Origin of the sequence: Caldalkalibacillus uzonensis, assembly GCF_030814135.1 — a bacterium.
Taxonomy (GTDB): domain Bacteria; phylum Bacillota; class Bacilli; order Caldalkalibacillales; family Caldalkalibacillaceae; genus Caldalkalibacillus; species Caldalkalibacillus uzonensis.
The window spans coordinates 21,873-42,366 of sequence record NZ_JAUSUQ010000014.1 but is presented as its reverse complement, the minus strand read 5'-3'; the positions used below and the strand labels follow the sequence as shown (position 1 = coordinate 42,366).

General features: G+C 48.7%; 23 protein-coding genes and 8 tRNA genes. 26 read left to right on the top strand and 5 right to left on the bottom strand.

All coding sequences use genetic code 11. From position 1 onward, the window contains the following. Window positions 1–34: 34 nt before the first annotated feature. Window positions 35–805: a rhomboid family intramembrane serine protease gene (locus tag J2S00_RS16125; protein ID WP_307342134.1), complete on the bottom strand. Its 771-nt coding sequence runs from the start codon at window positions 803–805 to the stop codon at window positions 35–37. A gap of 95 nt (window positions 806–900) precedes the next feature. Here J2S00_RS16125 and acpS point away from each other — a divergent pair, with 95 nt between their 5' ends. The 8 genes from acpS to J2S00_RS16085 all read left to right on the top strand — a co-directional run bounded on the left by acpS (window position 901) and on the right by J2S00_RS16085 (window position 8,173). Continuing rightward, window positions 901–1,275 (top strand): holo-ACP synthase, encoded by a 375-nt coding sequence (gene acpS, locus J2S00_RS16120; protein WP_307342131.1) that lies wholly within the window; start codon window positions 901–903, stop codon window positions 1,273–1,275. 90 nt (window positions 1,276–1,365) lie between these two features. After that, on the top strand, window positions 1,366–2,373 hold the full coding sequence (locus J2S00_RS16115) for an outer membrane lipoprotein-sorting protein (protein ID WP_307342129.1): 1,008 nt from the start codon (window positions 1,366–1,368) through the stop codon (window positions 2,371–2,373). Window positions 2,374–2,524: 151 nt separating this feature from the next. Next, window positions 2,525–3,718, top strand: a complete 1,194-nt coding sequence (gene alr / locus J2S00_RS16110; RefSeq protein ID WP_307342127.1) for an alanine racemase — start codon at window positions 2,525–2,527, stop codon at window positions 3,716–3,718. A 158-nt stretch (window positions 3,719–3,876) separates the two neighbouring features. Beyond that, on the top strand, window positions 3,877–4,155 hold the full coding sequence (locus tag J2S00_RS16105; RefSeq protein WP_307342124.1) for a CopG family ribbon-helix-helix protein: 279 nt from the start codon (window positions 3,877–3,879) through the stop codon (window positions 4,153–4,155). Window positions 4,156–4,158: 3 nt separating this feature from the next. Then, window positions 4,159–4,509: a type II toxin-antitoxin system endoribonuclease NdoA gene (gene ndoA / locus J2S00_RS16100; protein WP_307342121.1), complete on the top strand. Its 351-nt coding sequence runs from the start codon at window positions 4,159–4,161 to the stop codon at window positions 4,507–4,509. A gap of 223 nt (window positions 4,510–4,732) precedes the next feature. Continuing rightward, entirely contained in the window at window positions 4,733–5,200 is a 468-nt protein-coding gene (rsbW, locus tag J2S00_RS16095; protein WP_307342118.1) for an anti-sigma B factor RsbW, read from the top strand. After that, on the top strand, window positions 5,169–5,945 hold the full coding sequence (gene sigB / locus J2S00_RS16090) for an RNA polymerase sigma factor SigB (RefSeq protein WP_307342115.1): 777 nt from the start codon (window positions 5,169–5,171) through the stop codon (window positions 5,943–5,945). The genes rsbW and sigB overlap by 32 nt, the downstream gene beginning before the upstream one ends. Before the next feature lie 26 nt (window positions 5,946–5,971). Next, window positions 5,972–8,173: a Tex family protein gene (locus J2S00_RS16085; protein ID WP_307342112.1), complete on the top strand. Its 2,202-nt coding sequence runs from the start codon at window positions 5,972–5,974 to the stop codon at window positions 8,171–8,173. A 101-nt stretch (window positions 8,174–8,274) separates the two neighbouring features. Here J2S00_RS16085 and cmpA read toward each other — a convergent pair whose 3' ends face one another. Continuing rightward, entirely contained in the window at window positions 8,275–8,412 is a 138-nt protein-coding gene (gene cmpA / locus J2S00_RS16080; protein WP_307342109.1) for a cortex morphogenetic protein CmpA, read from the bottom strand. Window positions 8,413–8,649: 237 nt separating this feature from the next. On the opposite strand from cmpA, the gene J2S00_RS16075 reads away from it, so the two are divergent. From J2S00_RS16075 to J2S00_RS16030, 10 genes are all read left to right on the top strand, one after another. After that, window positions 8,650–8,724: transfer RNA gene (locus J2S00_RS16075), tRNA-Asn, on the top strand. Between the two features lie 5 nt (window positions 8,725–8,729). Beyond that, window positions 8,730–8,822 (top strand) — tRNA-Ser (locus tag J2S00_RS16070). A gap of 29 nt (window positions 8,823–8,851) precedes the next feature. Next, window positions 8,852–8,928: transfer RNA gene (locus J2S00_RS16065), tRNA-Glu, on the top strand. Between the two features lie 8 nt (window positions 8,929–8,936). Then, window positions 8,937–9,013: transfer RNA gene (locus J2S00_RS16060), tRNA-Asp, on the top strand. A gap of 7 nt (window positions 9,014–9,020) precedes the next feature. Continuing rightward, window positions 9,021–9,095, top strand: a tRNA-Gln gene (locus tag J2S00_RS16055). 52 nt (window positions 9,096–9,147) lie between these two features. After that, window positions 9,148–9,233: transfer RNA gene (locus J2S00_RS16050), tRNA-Leu, on the top strand. Between the two features lie 104 nt (window positions 9,234–9,337). Continuing rightward, window positions 9,338–9,586, top strand: coding sequence for a GIY-YIG nuclease family protein (locus J2S00_RS16045; RefSeq protein WP_307342107.1), 249 nt, complete (start codon window positions 9,338–9,340; stop codon window positions 9,584–9,586). A gap of 182 nt (window positions 9,587–9,768) precedes the next feature. Next, window positions 9,769–10,047, top strand: coding sequence for a hypothetical protein (locus tag J2S00_RS16040; RefSeq protein WP_307342104.1), 279 nt, complete (start codon window positions 9,769–9,771; stop codon window positions 10,045–10,047). After that, on the top strand, window positions 10,044–10,607 hold the full coding sequence (locus J2S00_RS16035) for a hypothetical protein (protein WP_307342103.1): 564 nt from the start codon (window positions 10,044–10,046) through the stop codon (window positions 10,605–10,607). Before J2S00_RS16040 ends, J2S00_RS16035 begins: the two co-directional genes overlap by 4 nt. A gap of 90 nt (window positions 10,608–10,697) precedes the next feature. Beyond that, complete coding sequence (locus tag J2S00_RS16030) at window positions 10,698–11,429, top strand: DUF421 domain-containing protein (RefSeq protein ID WP_307342100.1); 732 nt, start codon at window positions 10,698–10,700, stop codon at window positions 11,427–11,429. Between the two features lie 136 nt (window positions 11,430–11,565). Here J2S00_RS16030 and J2S00_RS16025 read toward each other — a convergent pair whose 3' ends face one another. Then, entirely contained in the window at window positions 11,566–12,180 is a 615-nt protein-coding gene (locus J2S00_RS16025; RefSeq protein ID WP_307342097.1) for a cell wall hydrolase, read from the bottom strand. Between the two features lie 190 nt (window positions 12,181–12,370). Between J2S00_RS16025 and J2S00_RS16020 the strand changes: the two genes are divergently transcribed. Together J2S00_RS16020 and J2S00_RS16015 are read left to right on the top strand one after the other, a co-directional pair. Next, window positions 12,371–12,447 (top strand) — tRNA-Pro (locus J2S00_RS16020). A 9-nt stretch (window positions 12,448–12,456) separates the two neighbouring features. Beyond that, a tRNA-Gly gene (locus J2S00_RS16015) sits at window positions 12,457–12,530 on the top strand. Between the two features lie 110 nt (window positions 12,531–12,640). Here the strand turns inward: J2S00_RS16015 and J2S00_RS16010 are convergent. Then, window positions 12,641–12,835, bottom strand: coding sequence for an iron-sulfur cluster biosynthesis family protein (locus J2S00_RS16010; protein WP_307342094.1), 195 nt, complete (start codon window positions 12,833–12,835; stop codon window positions 12,641–12,643). 205 nt (window positions 12,836–13,040) lie between these two features. Between J2S00_RS16010 and thiL the strand changes: the two genes are divergently transcribed. The 5 genes from thiL to tsaD all read left to right on the top strand — a co-directional run bounded on the left by thiL (window position 13,041) and on the right by tsaD (window position 16,890). Further along, the gene (gene thiL / locus J2S00_RS16005; protein WP_307342092.1) at window positions 13,041–14,075 is read left to right on the top strand and encodes a thiamine-phosphate kinase; all 1,035 of its coding nucleotides are present in this window, start codon (window positions 13,041–13,043) and stop codon (window positions 14,073–14,075) included. A gap of 3 nt (window positions 14,076–14,078) precedes the next feature. After that, a complete protein-coding gene (tsaE, locus tag J2S00_RS16000) occupies window positions 14,079–14,543 on the top strand; it encodes a tRNA (adenosine(37)-N6)-threonylcarbamoyltransferase complex ATPase subunit type 1 TsaE (RefSeq protein ID WP_307342089.1) in 465 nt (154 codons plus the stop codon). Beyond that, the gene (gene tsaB / locus J2S00_RS15995; protein ID WP_307342086.1) at window positions 14,540–15,247 is read left to right on the top strand and encodes a tRNA (adenosine(37)-N6)-threonylcarbamoyltransferase complex dimerization subunit type 1 TsaB; all 708 of its coding nucleotides are present in this window, start codon (window positions 14,540–14,542) and stop codon (window positions 15,245–15,247) included. The genes tsaE and tsaB overlap by 4 nt, the downstream gene beginning before the upstream one ends. Before the next feature lie 76 nt (window positions 15,248–15,323). After that, on the top strand, window positions 15,324–15,851 hold the full coding sequence (rimI, locus tag J2S00_RS15990; RefSeq protein WP_307342083.1) for a ribosomal protein S18-alanine N-acetyltransferase: 528 nt from the start codon (window positions 15,324–15,326) through the stop codon (window positions 15,849–15,851). Next, window positions 15,829–16,890 (top strand): tRNA (adenosine(37)-N6)-threonylcarbamoyltransferase complex transferase subunit TsaD, encoded by a 1,062-nt coding sequence (tsaD, locus tag J2S00_RS15985; RefSeq protein ID WP_307342282.1) that lies wholly within the window; start codon window positions 15,829–15,831, stop codon window positions 16,888–16,890. The genes rimI and tsaD overlap by 23 nt, the downstream gene beginning before the upstream one ends. A 78-nt stretch (window positions 16,891–16,968) precedes the next feature. On the opposite strand, the gene J2S00_RS15980 is transcribed toward tsaD, so the two are convergent. Then, window positions 16,969–17,865, bottom strand: a complete 897-nt coding sequence (locus J2S00_RS15980) for a Cof-type HAD-IIB family hydrolase (RefSeq protein ID WP_307342080.1) — start codon at window positions 17,863–17,865, stop codon at window positions 16,969–16,971. 261 nt (window positions 17,866–18,126) lie between these two features. On the opposite strand from J2S00_RS15980, the gene J2S00_RS15975 reads away from it, so the two are divergent. Continuing rightward, on the top strand, window positions 18,127–20,412 hold the full coding sequence (locus J2S00_RS15975) for a hypothetical protein (RefSeq protein WP_307342076.1): 2,286 nt from the start codon (window positions 18,127–18,129) through the stop codon (window positions 20,410–20,412). The last annotated feature ends 82 nt before the right edge of the window (window positions 20,413–20,494 follow it).

Genomic DNA, 20,494 nt, shown 5'->3' with positions numbered 1-20,494 from the left:
GCCTCTGACAGGCCGGGCTCGTGTATGTGGCTGTCTAGCGCAGGCTGTTGATCAAGCCGAGTACAATCAGGAACACAACAAAACCGATCAGCACATACTTGCCTATTTGTTTGTGCTTGTGCCTTTTTTGCCAGCGCCGGGGATCAAAGCGAATCTTATGGGGATCAGCAGAACGGGTGGGCGCCGGGTCGCTCATCAGGGTAAAATACTTCATTTGCCCCTTGAACACAAGCGGCCCCAGGGCCAGGCCGCAGAGAAACCCAAACAGGTGGGCATACCAGTTGATACCTGGCATAATAATGCTGTAAATAAAACCGATGATCAGAATGGTGGTGACGATCTGACTGGAGGCTGGGTCCATCAGGTCTTTGCGGAACAGCACCATGTACAGGTACAAACCCAGCAAACCGTACAAAGCGCCGGATGCACCCAGGTGGGCGTAATAGTCTGGGCCCAGGAAATACGTGCCCACATTACCGGCAATGCCTGTTGCCAGATACAGACCGATAAATTTCCAGCGTCCGAGCAGCCGTTCCAAGGCAGGTGCGAAAATAATTAAGCCAAAGGTGTTAAACAAAAAGTGCATCAACCCATAATGTAAAAAAATAGGGGTGATCAAGCGCCAGTATTCACCCATGGCGACGGCCATATTTTGGCCCACTCCATAAAAACGGACCACTTCGCCGATAACCGGGAGACGCATCAAGACAAACAGCACGGTGTTAATGGCAATCAATGCGGTGATCACAGGGTAGTAACGAATAAACTGTTGAAAGCTTTCCGTCCGTACAAACAAGCAGTTCACCTCACATTACAAGCATTCCTTCCAACAGAGATACTGCCCATATTGTATCATATTTTACATAGCGGAAAATCATGAATTGGAAGAGGGGCGGAAGAATGATTATAGGAACAGGGATTGATATGGTAGAGTTGGAGAGGATCAAACGCTTGCGTGAAGAACGGCCACGTTTGATCAGGCGCATACTGACAGATGATGAATGGGAGCAGTATGCGGGTTTGTCTGCTTTCCGGCAAGTGGAGTATCTGGCGGGCCGGTTTGCAGCGAAGGAGGCATTGGCCAAAGCGCTGGGATGTGGGGTCGGCCGGCGTTTTACATGGCATCACGTCTCCATCTTAAATCAACCTGGCGGAGCGCCCTCCGTCCATTGGCACCGATCCTTAACTGATGGTGCTGCTGGCCAGCTGAACATCCATCTGTCCATTTCCCATACACGTCAGTACGCCATTGCCCAGGTGATCCTGGAACACTGAGATATTTTTTGAGCATGTCATGCTAGTCTGCATATCTTCTCTTTTTCACTCATAGATATGGATTGTAAAAAGAGTGAAAGGGATGATGATATGAGAAAGGCATGGCTGATCCTTGCTTTACTGGCAATAACGCTCTCCCTTCTCGCAGCCTGCGGTGCGAAAGATGAAGAGCAAGTAGTAGGAGAGTTAAGCGAACGCCTGGACACCTTGCAAAGCTATAAAGCTGATATTCAGCTGGTGCTCCAGACCGGTCAGGAACCCCACGAATATGAAGTGGAAGTGTGGCATAAGGCACCGGATTATTACCGCATCAGCCTGACAAACAAGGCACGGGACATCACGCAGATTATTCTCAAAAACGATGATGGTGTCTTTGTGCTCACCCCTCATTTGAACAAAAGCTTTCGTTTCCAAAGCAACTGGCCCGGCAACCAGCCTCAAGTGTATTTGTATGAATCCCTGATCAGAGACATCTTAAGTGATTCAAACCGCCAGTTTAGTATTGAGGGGGACCAGTATGTCTTCGACACAGCGGCTAATTATCAGAACAAAACCTTGAAGCATCAACGCATTTGGCTGGATAAAGACTTGAAACCGACCAAAGTTCACATTATGGATGCAGACTTTAATGTGTTGGTCGAATTGCATTTCTCCAATGTGGAATTTGACGCTACCTTTGAAGATGACGCTTTTGATATACAGCGGAATATGCAAGGGGCCGGGCTGGATGCTTTGCCCACCATGTCGGCCGATGAGGAAACAGAAGAAAAGAGAAGCTTAGGCACCTTCTACCCGGCTTATGAACCACCCAACGTGGAACTGGTTGAAGAAGAAGAGGTCAACCAAGACGGTGAAGCGAAAGTGGTGCTGCGTTACGCCGGAGATTATCATTTCACCATTATTCAGCAGCACGCCGAGGCCAAAATGGTGCATATTCCCCAGGGTGAGCCTGTTGACCTTGGCTTTGCCGTTGGTGTGATGACTGACAAAAGCTTAATCTGGACCTATGACGGTGTCGATTTCTGGTTAACCGGTGATCTGCCTAAAGAAGAAATGGTGGCTGTTGCCCAATCCATGGTGGGGCAAGCGGATAAATAAGCAACTGGAGAGACAAGGGGCCTTCACATAGACCGGGTCAGTTTTGTCCGCAGGGAAGAATAGGCATTGATCTCCTATTCTTCTTTTTTTGTTGTCATGGTATGATTGAGAAAGGATGATGGAGAAAAAAAGATAAAGAGAGTGAAACAAGATGTTTTACCGGCAGACATGGGCTGAAATTAATTTAGACGCCATTTTTAATAATGTAGCCCGGTTTAAAACGTACCTGTCCAAAGATAAACAGCTTATGGCCACGGTAAAGGCAGACGGTTACGGTCATGGGGCTGTTCCTGCGGCCAAAACGGCCCTTAGAGCTGGAGCCGATTGGCTGGCAGTGGCCCTCTTGGAAGAAGGCATTGAATTGCGCCAGGCAGGTATCCGCGCCCCTATATTGGTGCTGGGTTATGTGCTCCCCACGTACTTGCCCTTGGCCCAGCGGCACCAGCTGCATATCACGGTGCCGGATCACGCTTATTTTAAGGACATGGCGGCACATGTTCACCCCGATGAACCGCCGCTTCAGTTTCATCTGAAGCTGGACACCGGCATGGGCCGGCTGGGCATCTGCTCCCAGCAAGAGCTTGAACAGGTGATTAGTAAGTACCTCCAATGGAGCTCTTCTGACCCCGCCAGCCAAGTGCTGAAGTGGACGGGTGTTTATTCCCATTTAGCTACCGCTGATGAGCGGGACGACACCTATTTACGCCAGCAACTGGCGACTTTTGATTACATGGTGGACCAGATTCTGGCCAGCGGCATCCAGCCTGACAGTATTCATCTGGCTAACAGTGCCGGGCTGATCCGGCAAACCATGGGACGGCATGCCACGCTTGTCCGCTTGGGGATCAGCATGTATGGCTTATTGCCGTCCGCCTGGATGGCAGAACTGCTGCCCTTTGATCTCGAGCCTGCTTTTTCCCTGCACTCCAAATTGAGCCAGGTGAAGCGGGTGACTGCCGGCCACGGCATCAGCTACGGCTGTACTTATCGGGCCCAGAAGGAGGAATGGATTGGCACCATTCCTATCGGTTATGCCGATGGTTACAGCCGGCTCTTATCCAACCGGGCCCATGTGCTGATTAATGGCCGGCGCTACCCTGTTGTTGGGAGGGTATGTATGGATCAAATGATGATTAAGCTGGACCGTCCTTACAGCCGCCATCAACAAGTGACGCTGATCGGCAGGCAAGGAGGACAAGAGGTCAGTGTTGATGAATTGGCCGGGCTGATTGGGACCATTAACTATGAAATCCCCTGCCAGATTACCAAACGGGTGCCCAGGGTCCATGTGGGCGTCAAACCGGAAGTGCAGGATCTCATCAGCCGGAAACGAAATGAGGTCTAGAAATTATGTGTTGCAGGACGTTTTGCACCCGTGTTAGAATCTATAAAGGAAGAAGGACTCACGTATAAATTCCTTTGTTTCTCTGCATAATGGTAGTATATTTAAACGATACGTGACATAATATTGGTTGTACGGCAATTGTTGGAGGTGCGTTGATCGTGTCTAATTCCAAAACAAAGCGGATTATGATTACCCTTCCCCAGAACTTGCTGAAAGAAGTGGATGGGGTGGCCAAGAAAGAGCAGTCCAACCGCAGTGAACTGATTCGCCAAGCCATGAAATTCTACCTCCGCGAGCGGAAAAAACGCATGCTGCGGGAGACCATGAAAAAAGGGTATATGGAAATGGCCAACATTAATCTGAATATGGCCTCAGAAGCCTTTCTTGCTGAGGAAGAGGCAGATCACACCTTAGACCGCTTAGTAAGCGGGGTGTAGCATTTGATCGTTAAACGAGGCGATGTTTTTTTTGCGGATCTGTCACCTGTTGTAGGTTCAGAACAAGGTGGCGTACGCCCCGTGCTGGTCATTCAAAATGACATTGGCAACCGCTTTAGCCCCACTGTGATTGTCGCCGCCATTACAGCCCAAATCCAAAAAGCGAAGCTGCCGACACACGTGGAAATTGATGCTAAATTGTACGGATTTGAAAAGGATTCCGTTATTCTGCTGGAGCAAATACGGACCATTGATAAACAGCGGCTGACAGATAAAATTACGCACCTTGACGAGGAAATGATGGCGCGAGTCGATGATGCACTGCAGATCAGCCTAGGGTTAATTGATTTCTAATTTTTGCAGCATTTGCCCGGTTTTCTGGCAAGTTAACAATTGAAGAAAGGAATCCGCATGAAAAAAGCCCGTTTACGATGAACAGGGCTTTTTATTTTTGGCCGAATAAATAAGAAAAAGTTAAAACGTGCAAAATGGCCAGCGGACAGTTATGATTAAAGAAAAAGGAAGTTTCTCACCTGGATCGGGGAACGGTGGATATCAAATAGGGAGGATCATGACGATGCAAGCAAATGATGTGGTGGAACTGAATATTCCAGCAAAACCCGAATATGTGGGCGTAGTTCGTTTGCTGATTTCCGGTCTGGCCAGTCGTTTGGGCTTCTCGTTTGATGAGATTGAAGATATGAAGGTGGCTGTGGCTGAGGCCTGTACCAATGCTGTCACCCATGCTTATCAGGAGCAGGAGGGTACCATTCAGGTTAAATGCTTGTCTTATCCCAACCGCTTGGAGATTATGGTGATTGATCACGGTCAAAGTTTCGATATCAACCGGATCAAGCGTCATTCCGGTCCAATCAACCAAGAAACAGATATTCAAAAGTTGTATGAGGGAGGGTTAGGCCTTTATTTAATCGAGACATTGATGGATCGCGTGGAGATCCAGAGTAAGGACGGAATCATGATCCAAATGACCAAATTTAAAGAGGTGGCATCCAATGACCGTCCAATCCAAGCGTCATCTTCATAACAAAGATGACATTTACCGTCTGATTAATGCTTTCCAAAAGAAACCGGACGAAGACATAAAGACCAGGCTGGTGCTCTATTTTGAACCCCTTGTTCAATCATTGGCCCGCAAGTTTGCCAGCAATGACCAAGTATACGATGATTTGGTCCAGGTGGGGATGATCGGCCTTCTAGCGGCTTTGTCCCGCTATGATGCTTCCCACGGGTGGACTTTTGAAAGTTTCGCCGTTTCTACTATCGTGGGAGAGATCAAGCGGTATATCCGAGACAAAACGTGGAGTGTTCATGTTCCCCGACGGATTAAGGAACTGTCACCCAAAATTAAAAAGACCATTGATGATTTAACCAGTGAGCTTGGCCGCTCTCCTAAGATTGATGAAATCGCAGAGCGGGTGGAAGCCTCGGTGGAAGAAGTGTTGGAAACCCTGGAGATCACCCGCAGTTACCAAGCTTTGTCCATGGATAATGAGTTTGAAGTGGACTATGATGGCAGTAAAGTGACGCTGCTTGATCTGGTGGGTGAAACAGAACAGGGTTATGAACAGGTCAACAGACGCATGTTGCTGGAAAAATTGCTGCCTGCCTTATCTGACCGAGAGCAGCAGGTTATCAGGCTTACATTTTTTGAGGGTTTAAGTCAGAAGGAGACCGGAGAACGGCTCAATATTTCCCAGATGCATGTGTCCCGTTTACAAAGACGGGCACTCCATAAATTAAGGGAAATGATGAAAAAACAGGTGTCTTGAGTCAAACAAGCTGGGAGTGTGGATGGATGACAGACGTACAGCAACAAGAACAGTGGATGATACAGGAAAAAATGATGACCACGATACACCAGGAATTAGGTATTCCAAGCGGAGCGGTTAAAAAAACAATAGCACTTTTGCAAGAAGGGAATACCGTGCCTTTTGTGGCCCGTTACCGGAAGGAAGTGACCGGTGGATTAAATGAAGAACAAATTCGGGCCATTGAGGAACGATTCCACTATCTTCAGAACTTGTGGCAGCGCAAGGAAGAAGTACTGCGCCTCATTGCTGAACAAGGCAAGTTGACCGAGGACTTGAAACACAACATTTTGCAAGCTGAGAAATTGCAAGAAGTGGAAGATTATTACCGCCCCTTTCGTCCCAAGCGCAGAACCAGAGCCACGATCGCCAAGGAAAAAGGGTTGGAACCCTTGGCTGAGTGGCTGGTTAACTGTCACCCTGAAAGTCCGGAGCAGGAAGCGAAAGGCTATCTTTCTTCTGAACATGAACTTCACACAGTGGAAGACGTCCTGCAAGGGGCGATGGATATTATTGCCGAGTGGATTGCCGATGAGGCAGAGGCGAGACAATGGATCCGGGATTATACTTTTTCCAAAGGCCAGCTGATCACTGAGTTAAAGAGCCAAGACAATGATCCAAAGCAGGTGTACCGCATCTATTATGACTATCAAAGTAAAATTTCACAGGTGGTTTCCCATCGGGTGTTGGCCATCAACCGGGCTGAGAAAGAAGAGGTTATCAAAGTTAAGCTTGAGGTTGAGACGGAGGCCATCGAGCGCTATCTCAGGAAGCGCTGGGTTAAAGATGAACATTCCCCTGCTGCAACATACATACATCTGGCCATAACCGACAGTTATAAACGCTTAATTGCTCCGGCTATTGAACGGGAGATCCGCCGGGAATTAACCGAGCAGGCTGAAGAGCAGACGATCCACATTTTTGCCAAAAATCTCCGCGCTCTGCTGCTTCAGCCTCCGGTTCGTGGTAAAACAGTACTGGGCATTGACCCCGCCTACCGTACGGGCTGTAAATTGGCCGTGGTTGATGCTACAGGGAAAGTGTTGGCCATTGATGTGATTTACCCTGTCCCGCCTCACAATAAAGTGGATGAGGCCAAGCAGAAAATGCTGGCTTTGGTAGACAAACATCAGGTTGACATTGTGGCCATTGGCAATGGCACAGCATCAAGGGAAACAGAGCAGTTTGTGGCTCAAGTGATACAAGAGGCTGGACGGGAGCTAGCCTATATTATCATTAATGAGGCTGGAGCCAGTGTATATTCTGCCTCTCCCTTGGCGAAAGAAGAGTTTCCTGATCTTGACGTGGCTGAGCGAAGCGCCATCTCTATTGCCCGGCGTCTGCAGGATCCGTTGGCCGAATTGGTCAAAATCGATCCCAAATCGATTGGTGTGGGACAGTATCAGCATGATGTCTCCCAGAGCAGACTGAGTGAGAGTTTATCCTTTGTTGTAGAAACGGTGGTCAATCAGGTAGGCGTTGATGTGAATACGGCCTCTGTTTCTCTGTTGCAGTACGTGTCAGGGCTGAACAAATCAGTAGCCAAGGAAATTGTCAAGTACAGGGAACAGCATGGACGGCTGACCCACCGCCGGCAATTGCTGGACGTTCCCCGACTGGGAGCCAAAACATATGAACAGGCTGTTGGGTTTTTACGGATTTTTGAAGGGGATGATCCCTTTGACCAAACCCCCATTCACCCTGAATCCTATGCCGAGGCAGAACGTTTTTTATCCCAATTGGGCTTTGAAAAGCAAGAGATAGGTTCCCGCCAGGTCATTGAAGCCCTGCAGGATGTGGAGATAACAGACTGGGCAGCACGGCTTAACATAGGGATTCCCACTCTGACAGATATTGTTGAAGCATTGCAAAAACCCCGCCGGGACCCCCGCGATGAGCTGGCCCAGCCGTTATTAATGAAAGATATCTTGAAGATTGAAGACCTTCAAGCAGGGTTGAAGCTGGAAGGCACGGTTCGTAATGTGGTTGATTTTGGGGCCTTTGTGGACATCGGGCTCAAGAATGATGGTTTGGTGCACATTTCCCAATTAAGTAGGCAATATGTCCGCCATCCCCTTGATGTGGTGGCCGTGGGTGACATTGTCACTGTGTGGGTCAAAGAAGTTGACTTGGAACGGGAGCGAGTGGGCTTAACCATGATTTCCCCTGAGGATCAAGAGGTCATTTAAAGAGAAAGAGCTTGTCAAACACGCCGCCAACCATGTCCACTGGATCGGTACATGAGTTGGCGAGCCCGTATTTTACACAAAAAGATCTCATGGCGGCTGGTCTAACCAAAGTGACGAGGCCTGAATTTGCCCTGAAGACGGGTATAATATAAGTACCAGCATTCGTTTAACAAGCGGATTTGATATAGATCCTTTTCATAAAAGGCACGCTGCAGTTGGTTCTGTAACCATCTGGGCATAAGGAGCACCTCCGCACAAGCTCGACCTGATGAGCATTATGACCAGGATGTTTACCATCTTGTTAAAATTGTGTGATACGGACAAGTTAGCATGATAGTTATGGTGATAGCAGTATATGCGTCACTGGCGGACACGGTTCACTTAATTTTTCCAGTCATTTTTTTAGGAAAAGGACTTGCATTTTTGGCCAAGAAATTGTATTATATCAAATGTTCCCATCACACATGACAATATATTCCGCAGTAGCTCAGTGGTAGAGCAACCGGCTGTTAACCGGTTGGTCGTAGGTTCGAATCCTACCTGCGGAGCCATTTGCGGAGAAATACCCAAGTTGGCTGAAGGGGCTCCCCTGCTAAGGGAGTAGGCGGCTAACAGCCGCGCGAGGGTTCGAATCCCTCTTTCTCCGCCATTATTTACGCGTGTTAGCAATCATCTTATGGCCCGTTGGTGAAGTGGCTTAACACACCGGCCTTTCACGCCGGCATTCAGGGGTTCGAATCCCCTACGGGTCACCATCTAAAGCGGAGCTGTGGTGTAGAGGCCTAACATGCCTGCCTGTCACGCAGGAGATCGCGGGTTCGAATCCCGTCAGCTCCGCCATTCACATTGGGCCGTAGCCAAGCGGTAAGGCAACGGGTTTTGGCCCCGTGATGCGCTGGTTCGAATCCAGCCGGCCCAGCCACTTTAAATTCTTATTATTTTAATCTTATATTGTGCTTATATTGTGCCAATTTGCGGTCGTGGTGGAACTGGCAGACACGCTGTCTTGAGGGGGCAGTGCCCATTGGGCGTGTGGGTTCAAATCCCACCGACCGCACCATACATAATAATCGCTCTATCCCTTGTGTAGCAAGGGATTTTTTGTTTATTCACAGAGAGCACCACATCAGGTTTTAGAAAAGAGAATAAAACAGGAGGAAAAGTATGCCTGGTTGCTATTGTGTCTATATTCTACGTTGCAGGGACGGCAGTTTGTATACCGGCTATACAAACGATTTGTCCCGGCGGCTTCGTGCCCATCGAGAGGGAAAAGCGTCCAAATACACACGCAGTCGACTACCTGTTGAACTGGTCTATTATGAACAAGGTGAGAGCAAAAGCTGGGCACTAAAGCGTGAGTATGAGATTAAACAGTTATCTCGTTCAGCAAAAGAAGCGCTGCTCAAGTCCTAGTCCCTTTGCAATTGAGTGTATGCTTGTAAGTTAGTGTTCCTATCCGGCATATGATAGAATATGTAAAAGTTTGTTATATAAGCTATACGCTGGGGGAGCTCATTTGAAGTTGAAACTTTCAAACAAAAATCTTATATGGGGATTAGGCGTTTTATTGGAGTGCCAGCAGGTTAGAGTACGAATTGGCTGGACTGTTGGTCACCACCTCGGCAGACAAAAGAATGGACCATCTATATCACGCCAATCGAGAAATGTGGATTTTACACCAAAGCTTGTGGGACCCGAGGGTAAATCGGCAGCTTAGCGTTGCTTCCCTGAATATGGCTTCCTATGAGGACTTTTTACAACAGACAAGTAACTATTTGACTTATTTACGCTCTGAACTTGGTGGTGATGAAGTGACAGAGCTTCAAAGAGAAAACATCACGCGGATCATGGAGGGCCTCGCTGTGCAGAAGTGAGCCGGAACGGAGGGCATTTGATCAGCTTGCCGTTGCTGTCAGATAGAAAGCTGAAGTTGATGCCCGGTGAACCAATCGCAACCGAACAACTAGCGATCGACTTTGCCCATAAGTTGCTTGAGGCCTGGCGTCCGGAAACGTTTGTCCTGGAGCGTATTGATAAACGGCAGAACTGGTATTGGGTTGACGGTGAAAAACGTACATTACTTTTGTTAACTTTTGTTCCCGAATATAACGGAATACCTGTCCTGACACGCGGTGTGGAATTTGAATTTGATTTAGATCAGGGCAAACTGGTCTCTTTCCATGCGGCCCCATTCTATTTTACATTTAACGATGACCTGTCCACTAATCCTCTTTTGTCTCCACAGGAGGCCGTGAAGAAGCTGAATCCCTACCTAAGGGTGGCCGGAGAACCCAGGTTGATCGTCGATTTTGGAGGGAAAGGTCGTGAAGTATTAATGTACAGGATTCCCATTGAGGGAGTGCCAGCGGTTTCCCATGTGGATATCAACGCTATAAATGGTCATGAAGAGGGTTATCGGTTGTATCTCGACTGATTTTATGAAAATAAAACAATAATATATGGCTAAAGGGAATAAGCTAGGACTTGTGGTAAAAAATAGGGGTAAAAAGGATGGAGCATGGTCATGGAACTTGTTAAGGAACTCTTGATTCTTTTGGGACGCATCATCACCATTATACCCCTGTTACTCATCATCACGCTCTTGATGGGTAAACGTTCCATTGGAGAATTGCCCGTTTTTGATTTCCTTATCATTATTACTTTGGGTGCGGTTGTTGGGGCAGATATTGCTGATATCGACATTAAGCACATCCACACAGCTGTAGCTGTTTTGGCAATTGGTTTGTTTCAAGTGATAGTAGCCAAGTGGAAAATATCGAACAGAAAGGTGGGGCGTTGGCTCACCTTTGAACCCACTCCGGTTGTATACAACGGTCAATTGTTGGTGGATAACATGCACAGGATCCGTTACTCCATCGATAATGTGTTGCAAATGCTCAGGGAAAAAGATGTTTTTGACATTAATGATGTGGAGCTGGCTTTGATTGAGCCTAACGGCCGGTTGACCGTGCATAGAAAACCGACCAAAGCCAATGTCACCATTGAAGATATGGGGATCGCCAAAGCCTCACCGGGCATTGCTTATCCTGTTATCGTAGAAGGGAAGACATATCATGATGTGTTGGATAAACTGGGACTGGATGAGGAGTGGTTGAATAGGCAATTATCAAACCTAAACATAAGGGATGTCGATGACATTTTTTTTGCCTCGGTCACTGAGCAGGGCATTCTGCATGTGACCTTAAACAATGATCAGATGCGCTTAGAAAATGAAGCGCCTCCTTTGCACCATTAGCAGAGGTTCATCATCAGCGCACAAAGATCCACTTCTTTGTTTCTCTGCCTGTTCCCAGCTAGAAGGGACGGGCATGCCGGAACAAAGAAGTGGAATATTTAATCAGCACAATTTCAAAGACTATTATTTCTGTAAACTATCTGGCAAATACATGGTTACCTATCACTTTGACTGTCTCGCGTGAGAAAACCCACGAATTTGTGGCAGTCTGGGGATTGTAGAAATATAAAGACCCCTTACTGCTGCCACGGGTTTTTAGTGCTTCCTCAACAGCTCTGACTGATTCTGTGTCGGGTGACTGGTTAATGGCGCCGTTAGCAACAGGCTGGAACTGTCTGGGCTGGAAAATGACTTCGGTGATCGTATCTGGAAAGGCATCGTGCTCCACCCGATTCAACACAACATGTGCAACGGCGACCTTACCGGCGAAAGGTTCACCTTTTGCTTCGGCATGAACGATCCTGGCTAACAAGTCCTTTTCTTTAGCAGTAATGTTGTGTGACTTGTTACCACTCTTCTTCGTTTGTTTAGCTTCAGACTCTCCATCCGGTAGATTAAGAGAATCGCCGGCATAAATGAGATCGGGATCCTTAATTTCAGGGTTGAGCTTAAGGATATCATCCACACCTAATCCCAACTTTTGAGCCAGTTCACTCAATGTATCACCAGGCTTAATGGTGTAAGCGCTGGCAAGACCCGGCACAACAAGGATCACTGCCAGAACTGTGAGGATCAGCAACGTCCTGCGCACGCTATCCCTCCTCTCGAAGATTGCAAGATTTTGGCCCAGCAGCCATGGACTAAGGCTGTTGGCTATTAACCAGCATTGACGAATCTGTGAAGGAATATACTTCGAGAGGTAAAAATGATAGAATTGACTTTCCCGGTCATCTGTGCTATATTTGGATACGCAGTTGTCACTAGCAAACTATGAAATCACTCGGGAAGTGGCTCAGCTTGGTAGAGCACCTGGTTTGGGACCAGGGGTCGCAGGTTCACAATCCTGTCTTCCCGACCATGTGAGCGAGCGGGTGTAGTTCAGTGGTAGAACTCCAGCTTCCCAAGCTGGCAGCGCGGGTTCGATTCCCGTCACCCGCTCCATTTTTATGTTTAAATGACGAGTACATACAAGGGCTGTCTCAAACGCTTTGAGACAGCCCTTGCTGATAAATGGTGTTCTATCATATGTTCAAAGCAGGGAACAAAACCTTTTAATAAATCGTGATGCCTTGGCACAGAATTTCTTCGGGGCTAGACAAACGAAAACCTTGTGCCGGATCAAAATCAAGCGTGAGTGATTCCCCAACATAACGCTGGGTGAAACGGTCAATAAAAAAGGTAAGATGATCAATATTGATTATTTTATCATTGGGTCTGGGCTCATCCAGAGCCAGCTGTATATCCACCGTGCAGCTTCAGCCACCGGTTATTTGTGCATCAATACGCAACCCTTTTCCTTCTGGAATGGCGTAATCTTGCAATTCAGCCAAGGCTGCTTTAGTCACATGCAACTTCATCATAGGCCACCTCCTCGTGTCCCTTCGCTTTTATTGTAACCGTTAGATGGGATATAATCAAAGAGTAAGCATCTGTCGGGCTGGGGGAATAGATGTGGGAGATCAACAAAAGCTAGATAATGAATTTGCCTTTATCAGGGATGTTTCCTCTCTTTTCCGGAACTACCGGGCTGGTCAAACGCTTGTTCCAGTAGGGGACGATGCCGCTGTCTACAGCCCCGGAAAAGGTATGGGGCAAGTGGTCACAGTGGACACGATGGTGGAAGGCGTTCATTTTAAACGGGAAACCATGTCTTGCTGGCAAATCGGTTATAAAGCGCTGGCTGCCAATTTAAGTGATATTGCTGCCATGGGAGGAAAACCCGCTTATTTCATTATATCCATTGCCATTCCTCAGGATTGGACATATACGGAGCTGCTGGACATCTATAAAGGTATGCAGGCGCTGGCGGACCGGTTTAAAGTGGACCTGCTCGGAGGGGACACCGTTTCCACCCCTGATCACTTGGTGATCACCATTACCGCCATCGGGGAGGTGGAAGAAGAGGTCCGCCTCCTTCGTTCACAAGCCCAAGCCGGACATGTTGTGTTTGTCACCGGTCCGCTGGGCCATGCAGCAGCGGGGCTGGATCTGCTGCTGCACGGATACACCGCTGATCGGGAACAAAAAGTATGGCAGCTGCTCTTAGATGCCCACCAGCAGCCGCTCCCCCATGTGGATCAGGGGCGTATACTGGCCCGTTTTGCCAAAGCGCACACTATTTCCCTCAACGATGTCAGCGATGGTCTGGCCAGTGAAGCCAATGAGATAGCTGCAGCCAGCGGAGTTGATGTGGTGATTCGGAAAGAACAGTTGCCTGTCAGTGACGTCTTGCTCAGCTATGCCCGGCAGCGTGGTGTAGACCCGTATACATGGGTACTTGGCGGCGGGGAAGATTTCGTCCTGGTGGGCACAGCACAGGCTGAGGTTGTGGGGCGGATCCGTCAGGCGTTTAGAGACCAAGGTTTTGCTTTTTACCCCATTGGTTATACATCAGAGGGGACAGGACGGGTGTGGCTGGAAACGGATAAAACCAAAAAATGTTTGGCCCCTGCCGGGTATAATCATTTCAGGCAAAAGAGGGATTAAGTGATGCAAACATACGAACACGTAGTTTACAGTCATTCTGTCGGGCATACTCAAGCGTTGGCCGAAGCATTGGCTGATAAGCTTACCGGGGGCGAAGTGATTACGCTCAGCGGAGATTTAGGGGCAGGTAAAACCAGCTTTGTGCAAGGTCTGGCCCGTGGTTTGGGGATTACGCGGAAGGTCAACAGTCCCACGTTTACCATTATTAAAGAATATCAGGGGAGCCAATTCCCCCTTTATCATATAGATGCCTACCGTTTGGAAGATGAAACGGAAGATGTTGGTTTTGAGGAGTATATTTATGGAGACGGTGTGACGGTGATCGAATGGCCTGAACGGATTGCGCCTTATCTGCCTGAGGCGCGCTTACACATCCGTATCGAAAAGCGCGGGGAAACGGAGCGGAACATTTATTTGCTTCCGCACGGAGAACGTTTTGTCAAGCTGGTTAAAGAGGTGTTGGCATGAAGATATTAGCCATAGATACATCAACCTGGGCCTTGGCCATTGGTGTGACGGACAATGGACGCCTGCTGGGAGAGTTTAACACCTATGTGCAAAAAAATCATTCTTTGCGCCTGATGCCGGCCATTGAACAGCTGCTGGCTGGACTGGACCTAAAACCTTCCGCTCTGGATCTTGTCGCTGTCGCCCATGGCCCGGGTTCGTACACGGGTGTGCGCATCGGCGTCACCACAGCCAAAACCCTGGCCTGGAGTTTGGAGCGGCCTATATTAGGTTTATCCAGCTTACAGGCCGTTGCTCAAAACAGGGCCGACTTTAAGGGTTTCATCATCCCCGTGTTTGATGCCAGAAGGGAACATGTGTATGGCGGTGTATACAAAAGTGAAGGCGGTTTGGTGACACCTGTTGTTCATGACCGTATTCAGCCTCTGGGCGTGTTTTTAAAGGAGATCATGGCCATAGGGGAAGGTCCTTTACTGTTTATCGGGGAAGGTGTGGGGGTTCACCGTGATGCCATAAGAGAGCAGCTGGGGACACAAGCCGGTTTTGCTGCCCGAACCGACAACTTTGCCAGGGGACGATCATTGGCCGAGCTGGCCTGGCATTACAGGGAAAAGGCATCAGGGAATGTTCATGCGTTTGCCCCACAATATCTGCAATTGGCTGAAGCCGAAAAGAAATGGCTGGAGAAACAAGAATCGTGTTAACCTGTCCGGGTGGAACTTATAGCTGCCAGGTTGAAAAGACTGCAGGCTTGTTAAGGCTGTGGGAAGGGGACAGTGTATGGCCGGTACAGAAATCCAGATCCGTTTAATGGACTTGGAGGATATTAAACAAGTTCTCGAAGTGGAAAAGAGCTCATTTACCACCCCGTGGACACAAGAGGCTTTTCACAACGAATTGATAAACAACCGGTTTGCCTACTATTTGGTGGCCGAAACCAGCAAGGGAGTGGCCGGTTACTGCGGGGTGTGGGTCATTGCGGATGAGGCTCATATTACCAATATTGCCGTTCATCCCGATTTCCGCGGTCAAAAAGTGGGAGAACGCTTGTTGCGCAGTATCATGCTTTTGGCCCGTTTAAAAGGGGCGCTAAAAATGACACTGGAAGTGAGGGTGTCCAATCAGGTGGCCCAAAACTTGTACCGTAAACTGGGTTTTGAGACAACCGGCCGGCGCAAAGGCTACTATACCGATAACCAAGAAGATGCGCTGATTATGTGGGCGGACCTTGAACCATGCTTGGCAGATGACTGGTTAGAAAAAGGTGTAGGAAAAGGTGAAAGCGATGGACTTCAGCAGAAGCAATGAGACAAGCGGATTGGCACATGGTCAAGAAGAGCCGGTCATCATTTTGGGGATTGAGACCAGCTGTGATGAAACGGCTGCAGCCGTGGTGAAGAACGGGCGTGAGCTTTTGGCCAATGAAGTGGCCTCGCAAATGGATATTCATAAGCGGTTCGGTGGCGTAGTCCCCGAAGTGGCTTCACGCCGGCATGTAGAGCATATCACATTGGTGATTGAGGAAGCTTTAAAAAAAGCCAATGTCTCTGCCGCTCAATTGTCTGCCATTGCCGTTACGAAAGGACCCGGACTGGTAGGCGCCCTCTTGGTCGGTGTATCTGCAGCCAAAGCGATGGCCTTTGCCCATCAGCTGCCCTTGGTGGGTGTCCACCACATCGCAGGTCACATCTATGCTAACCGCTTGGTGACAGAGTTTCAATTTCCCAATGTGACCCTGGTTGTATCTGGGGGACATACGGAACTGATCTTAATGGAAAAACACGGAGAGTATCAGATTTTGGGTGAGACACGGGATGATGCAGCTGGTGAAGCTTATGACAAAGTGGCCCGGGCACTGGATCTTCCCTATCCAGGGGGGCCGCACATCGACCGTATGTCAAAAAAGGGGAAAGACACCATCAACTTTCCGCGGGCCTGGTTGGAGGCGGGTTCCTATGACTTTAGCTTCAGCGGTTTAAAATCAGCTGTGCTTAACTATCTGAACCAAGCCAGCCAGAAAGGAGAAGCCATTCAGAAACCGGACGTGGCTGCCAGCTTCCAGGAAAGCGTTGTGGATGTGCTTGTTACCAAAACCATGAAGGCGGCCCAAGCGTATGGCGCCAAGCAGGTATTATTAGCTGGAGGCGTCGCCTGTAACAGCCGCTTGCGGGAGAGAATGACCGCAGCATGTGCCCAAGAGGGGTTTCCGTTGGTCATACCTCCTGCTTATCTGTGTACCGATAATGCAGCGATGATTGCCGCTGCAGGTTACATTGAGTTTCTTAAAGGAAACCGGGAGTACATGGACCTTAATGCCAGTCCCGGCTTGATGCTGGGCTCTACATAAGGTCAGCTGAAAGGCGACGTTAGAGTACAACAACGCCCAAGTACAAGTACAGAAGGTTACAAATCGCCTGGCCAAGTGCTAGGCGTTTTGTTTTGCTTGGCCGCCGTGAGGGAGTTGACCGTCCAGTAAACCGTAAACGACATGAGCTACCCCATGCTGGTCATTGGTCAGCGTGATAAAATCACATATTTGTTTTACTTCTTCCTCAGCATTGCCCATGGCGACGCTAAACCCAGCGATTTGCAGCATGGAAACGTCGTTTAGGTTATCTCCGATTGCTACCACCTCACTCAGCGGGATGCGCAAGAGATGGGCTGCTTTTTTTAAGGCTTTCCCTTTGGTTGCCTCATGGCTGGTCAGTTCTAAATTGTAACGGTCTGATGAGGTGACGTTAAGCCCGCTGATCTCATTAAGCTCCTGTTTCAGTTCTTTTAATTGTTGCTGATCAAAGGAATACAGCAGCAGTTTATACACTTCCAGCTCTTTATAGGTGAGCATCTTCTGTAATTCCTGGTCTTTGACTTGTGTGGTCTGGGCCAGATGGTGATCAAGAAAGGTGTAAAACTGATCAGCCGAAAGAGAGGGGAGTGAAGAGCGGAAGTTTCTCCACTGTGACTCCAGTATAGTCCTGCTCTTGGTTTTGGTTACGATCCCTCTGTTTGTATAAACTTCGAGATAGATGTCCTGTGCGGCCAGCTTAGCCCACACAGGTTTCAGCACAGTACCAGGGAGCGGTTGGCAAGCCATGAGTTTTCCTGCCTCTGAGTGCAAGAGCGCCCCATTGACACTAATGATCGGCGGATGTAAACCGGCTGCGGCCAACAGCTCTTTGGCATTGGTATAGGACCGCCCGGTGGCGATGATCACTTGCAAACCTTCCTGTTCTGCTCTGCGCAGCGCGCATGCATTTTCTTCACTTATTTGTCCTTTATGGTTTAACAATGTCCCGTCCATATCAATAGCCACTAATTTCATCATCGTCCTCCTCACTCCCCCTTTTTAACACTATTATAAACGAGAACGATGACAGCCGCACACCTCACCTCTTGGTATTCAGAATTGTCCCTACACAGAGTGGTGACAAAAACTGCTTGTCCACAGATGTGGTTAAAGTTATCCACAGTTTGTGGACAGATTGTGACTTTTGTGGCTCAGGTATGATTTCGACGGGAGGTGAAAAGATAACATTAAGTCCAGTTGTTGTGGAAAAATGTGTGGAAAAAGGAGATTGTCATGTTGGAGAGGAACAGGTTAACGGGAAGAGTTGGCTATGTACTTATGCTGTTTATCTTGTGTTATGGGGTGTTGGCAGGCTGGTTGGGGAGCTCTCACGCTTATGCCCAGTCTGTCGAGAAAGGAACTGACATGCTGGCCTCACCTCACTTAGTTGTGCTCATGGTTCCTGCACTTGGCTTTGAAGACGTGAAAAAGTGGATGGATGGTTTGCCGGAAGACATTCAATCCCACATCCAGTTGGCCGGCATGACCATGCGCACAGCTGGACGAATTGACTGGGTCAATAACCTGTTTACGCTGTCCACTGGCCAATTTGCCGAAGGTCCCCCCTTGTGGAATGGGTATCAGTTACCCGGCGAGACCATAATCCATCCGGTGCAAAAGTTAAGAGAGCTCCACTCCAAACGCTCGGGTCTTTTGTTGACTGCCGATCAGCGCCCTTGGGGTTACTTGGGGGAAACCCTCCAGAATCATCAAGTGTTCACCTTTGCGCTGGGCAACAGTGATACCCGCCACATGATGAGAAGGATGGGGGCTACTTTGATCATGAACAGCAAGGGGGAAGCCCGGGGACACATTGGCAGTACCATCTTAACACCGGCTCCTTATGAGCCGGGAGACTGGCGAACGGATTGGGACCAGTTATCCGCAGAGCTTGAAACTGTCTGGAACCGTCAACCCCGTACGCTAACCATTGTTGAACTGGGAGATTTATGGCGAATTGAACAAGCCTATGACAAATTTAAAAGAACTGCCCGCCTCAGCCAAATTTACAAGGAAAAATGGCTAAGCGAGTGGCAAACCTGGTTTGTGAACACGGTGCAGCACCTGCTGGCTGAGCAGAATCGCTCGGTCACCATCTGGGTGATGACACCGGCTGTGTCGAAGGAGGCCAAGGCGAGAGGACAGCTTTTGGCTCCCTTTCTCACCTGGCATCCCGGTCAACAAGGAGGCATTCTGAGTTCCGCCACGACGAAACAGACTGGTGTAGTGGCCAATGTTGATTTTCTGCCAACCTTGCTGGCCTATTATGGCTTATCTGTTCCTTCCCGGGCTTACGGAGAGGTGATCTCTCTTCAGGAAACGTTAGAGCAAGCGGGACAAGAGGGGCAAACTTTCTTTGCCTCCTTCTTTGATGACTTACAATATTTGTTCGTCATTTATCGAACAAGGCGAATCATTATTAGCGTTTACCTGCTGGTGATGATATTTTTACTCATTGCTACGGCATGTTACTGGTGGTTTTCCAAACAATACTGGGGGGCCAGGATTGTGCAGGTGTTGATCGGAACGGTGTTGGTATCACCTATCTACTTTTTGTGGCTGACCCCACTCATTCAGGTAATCGGGCCGTACCGATGGATTGTGCTGCTGTTTTGCAGTGCCTTTGTCACCAGTTTTGTTTTGTATCATCTAGTCAGCAATTTGTGGTTTTTAACGCTGATTGGCCTGACCAATACGTTGGTCATCCTGTTTGATCTGTGGCGCGGAAGTGTGTGGATGAGACGTTCTTTTCTGGGGTATGATCCCTTGATTGGAGCACGCTTTTATGGGTTGGGCAATGAATATGCCGGTATCTTGTTGGGCAGTTCCCTCCTGGCCGTGACAGGAATCAGTGTGTGGTTGTCCCGCCAAGGATGGCTGCATCGGCGGCGGGTGAAGGGCATGTTGGTCATGTTCATCAGTGTGTTTTATCTCTTGATCATTTACAGTATGGCTGCACCCCGTTTAGGGACCAATGCGGGGGCGACCATTGCTGCATTATTAACCTATGCTGTCTCTTTGCTCTTCTTGTTTCGGCTGAAGGTCAGCTGGCGCTACCTTACACCGGTGTTTGGACTGGTTGTGCTGTGCTTGGCTGGTTTAATTCACCTGCATTTGCAAGGCGAACACACGCATATTGGCACCTTTGTACAGGCAGCCCAACAGGGGGATCTGCAAACAATCGGGGAAATCCTCACCCGTAAACTGGAGATGAATTGGCGGTTGATCAAAGTGTCCTTATGGGGCAAACTGTTCACCACAGCCTTAATGGTCATGGGACTTGTTTCCTTCCGGCTGCGCCGCAATCCGTTATATAAACACTATGAGGAGATGGCCCAGCATCACATGTGGATGACGGGTTTTCGCACTATGATTATCGGTGCGATGACCATTTTAATGGTCAATGATTCCGGAGTTGTGGCGGCGGCAACCACCATCATTTTCCTGACGTTTCCCTTCATTTTTTTACGCTTTAACCGCCATTCCATACGTACTGGTTCTGCGCCCCCGGGTCTGGCTTAACCTGCGGGGCTGTTCATGGTAAGATAAGAGAGGTACAGTTAACAGGCCAGTGTTGATAATCCATGTATACAAGTATCATTGA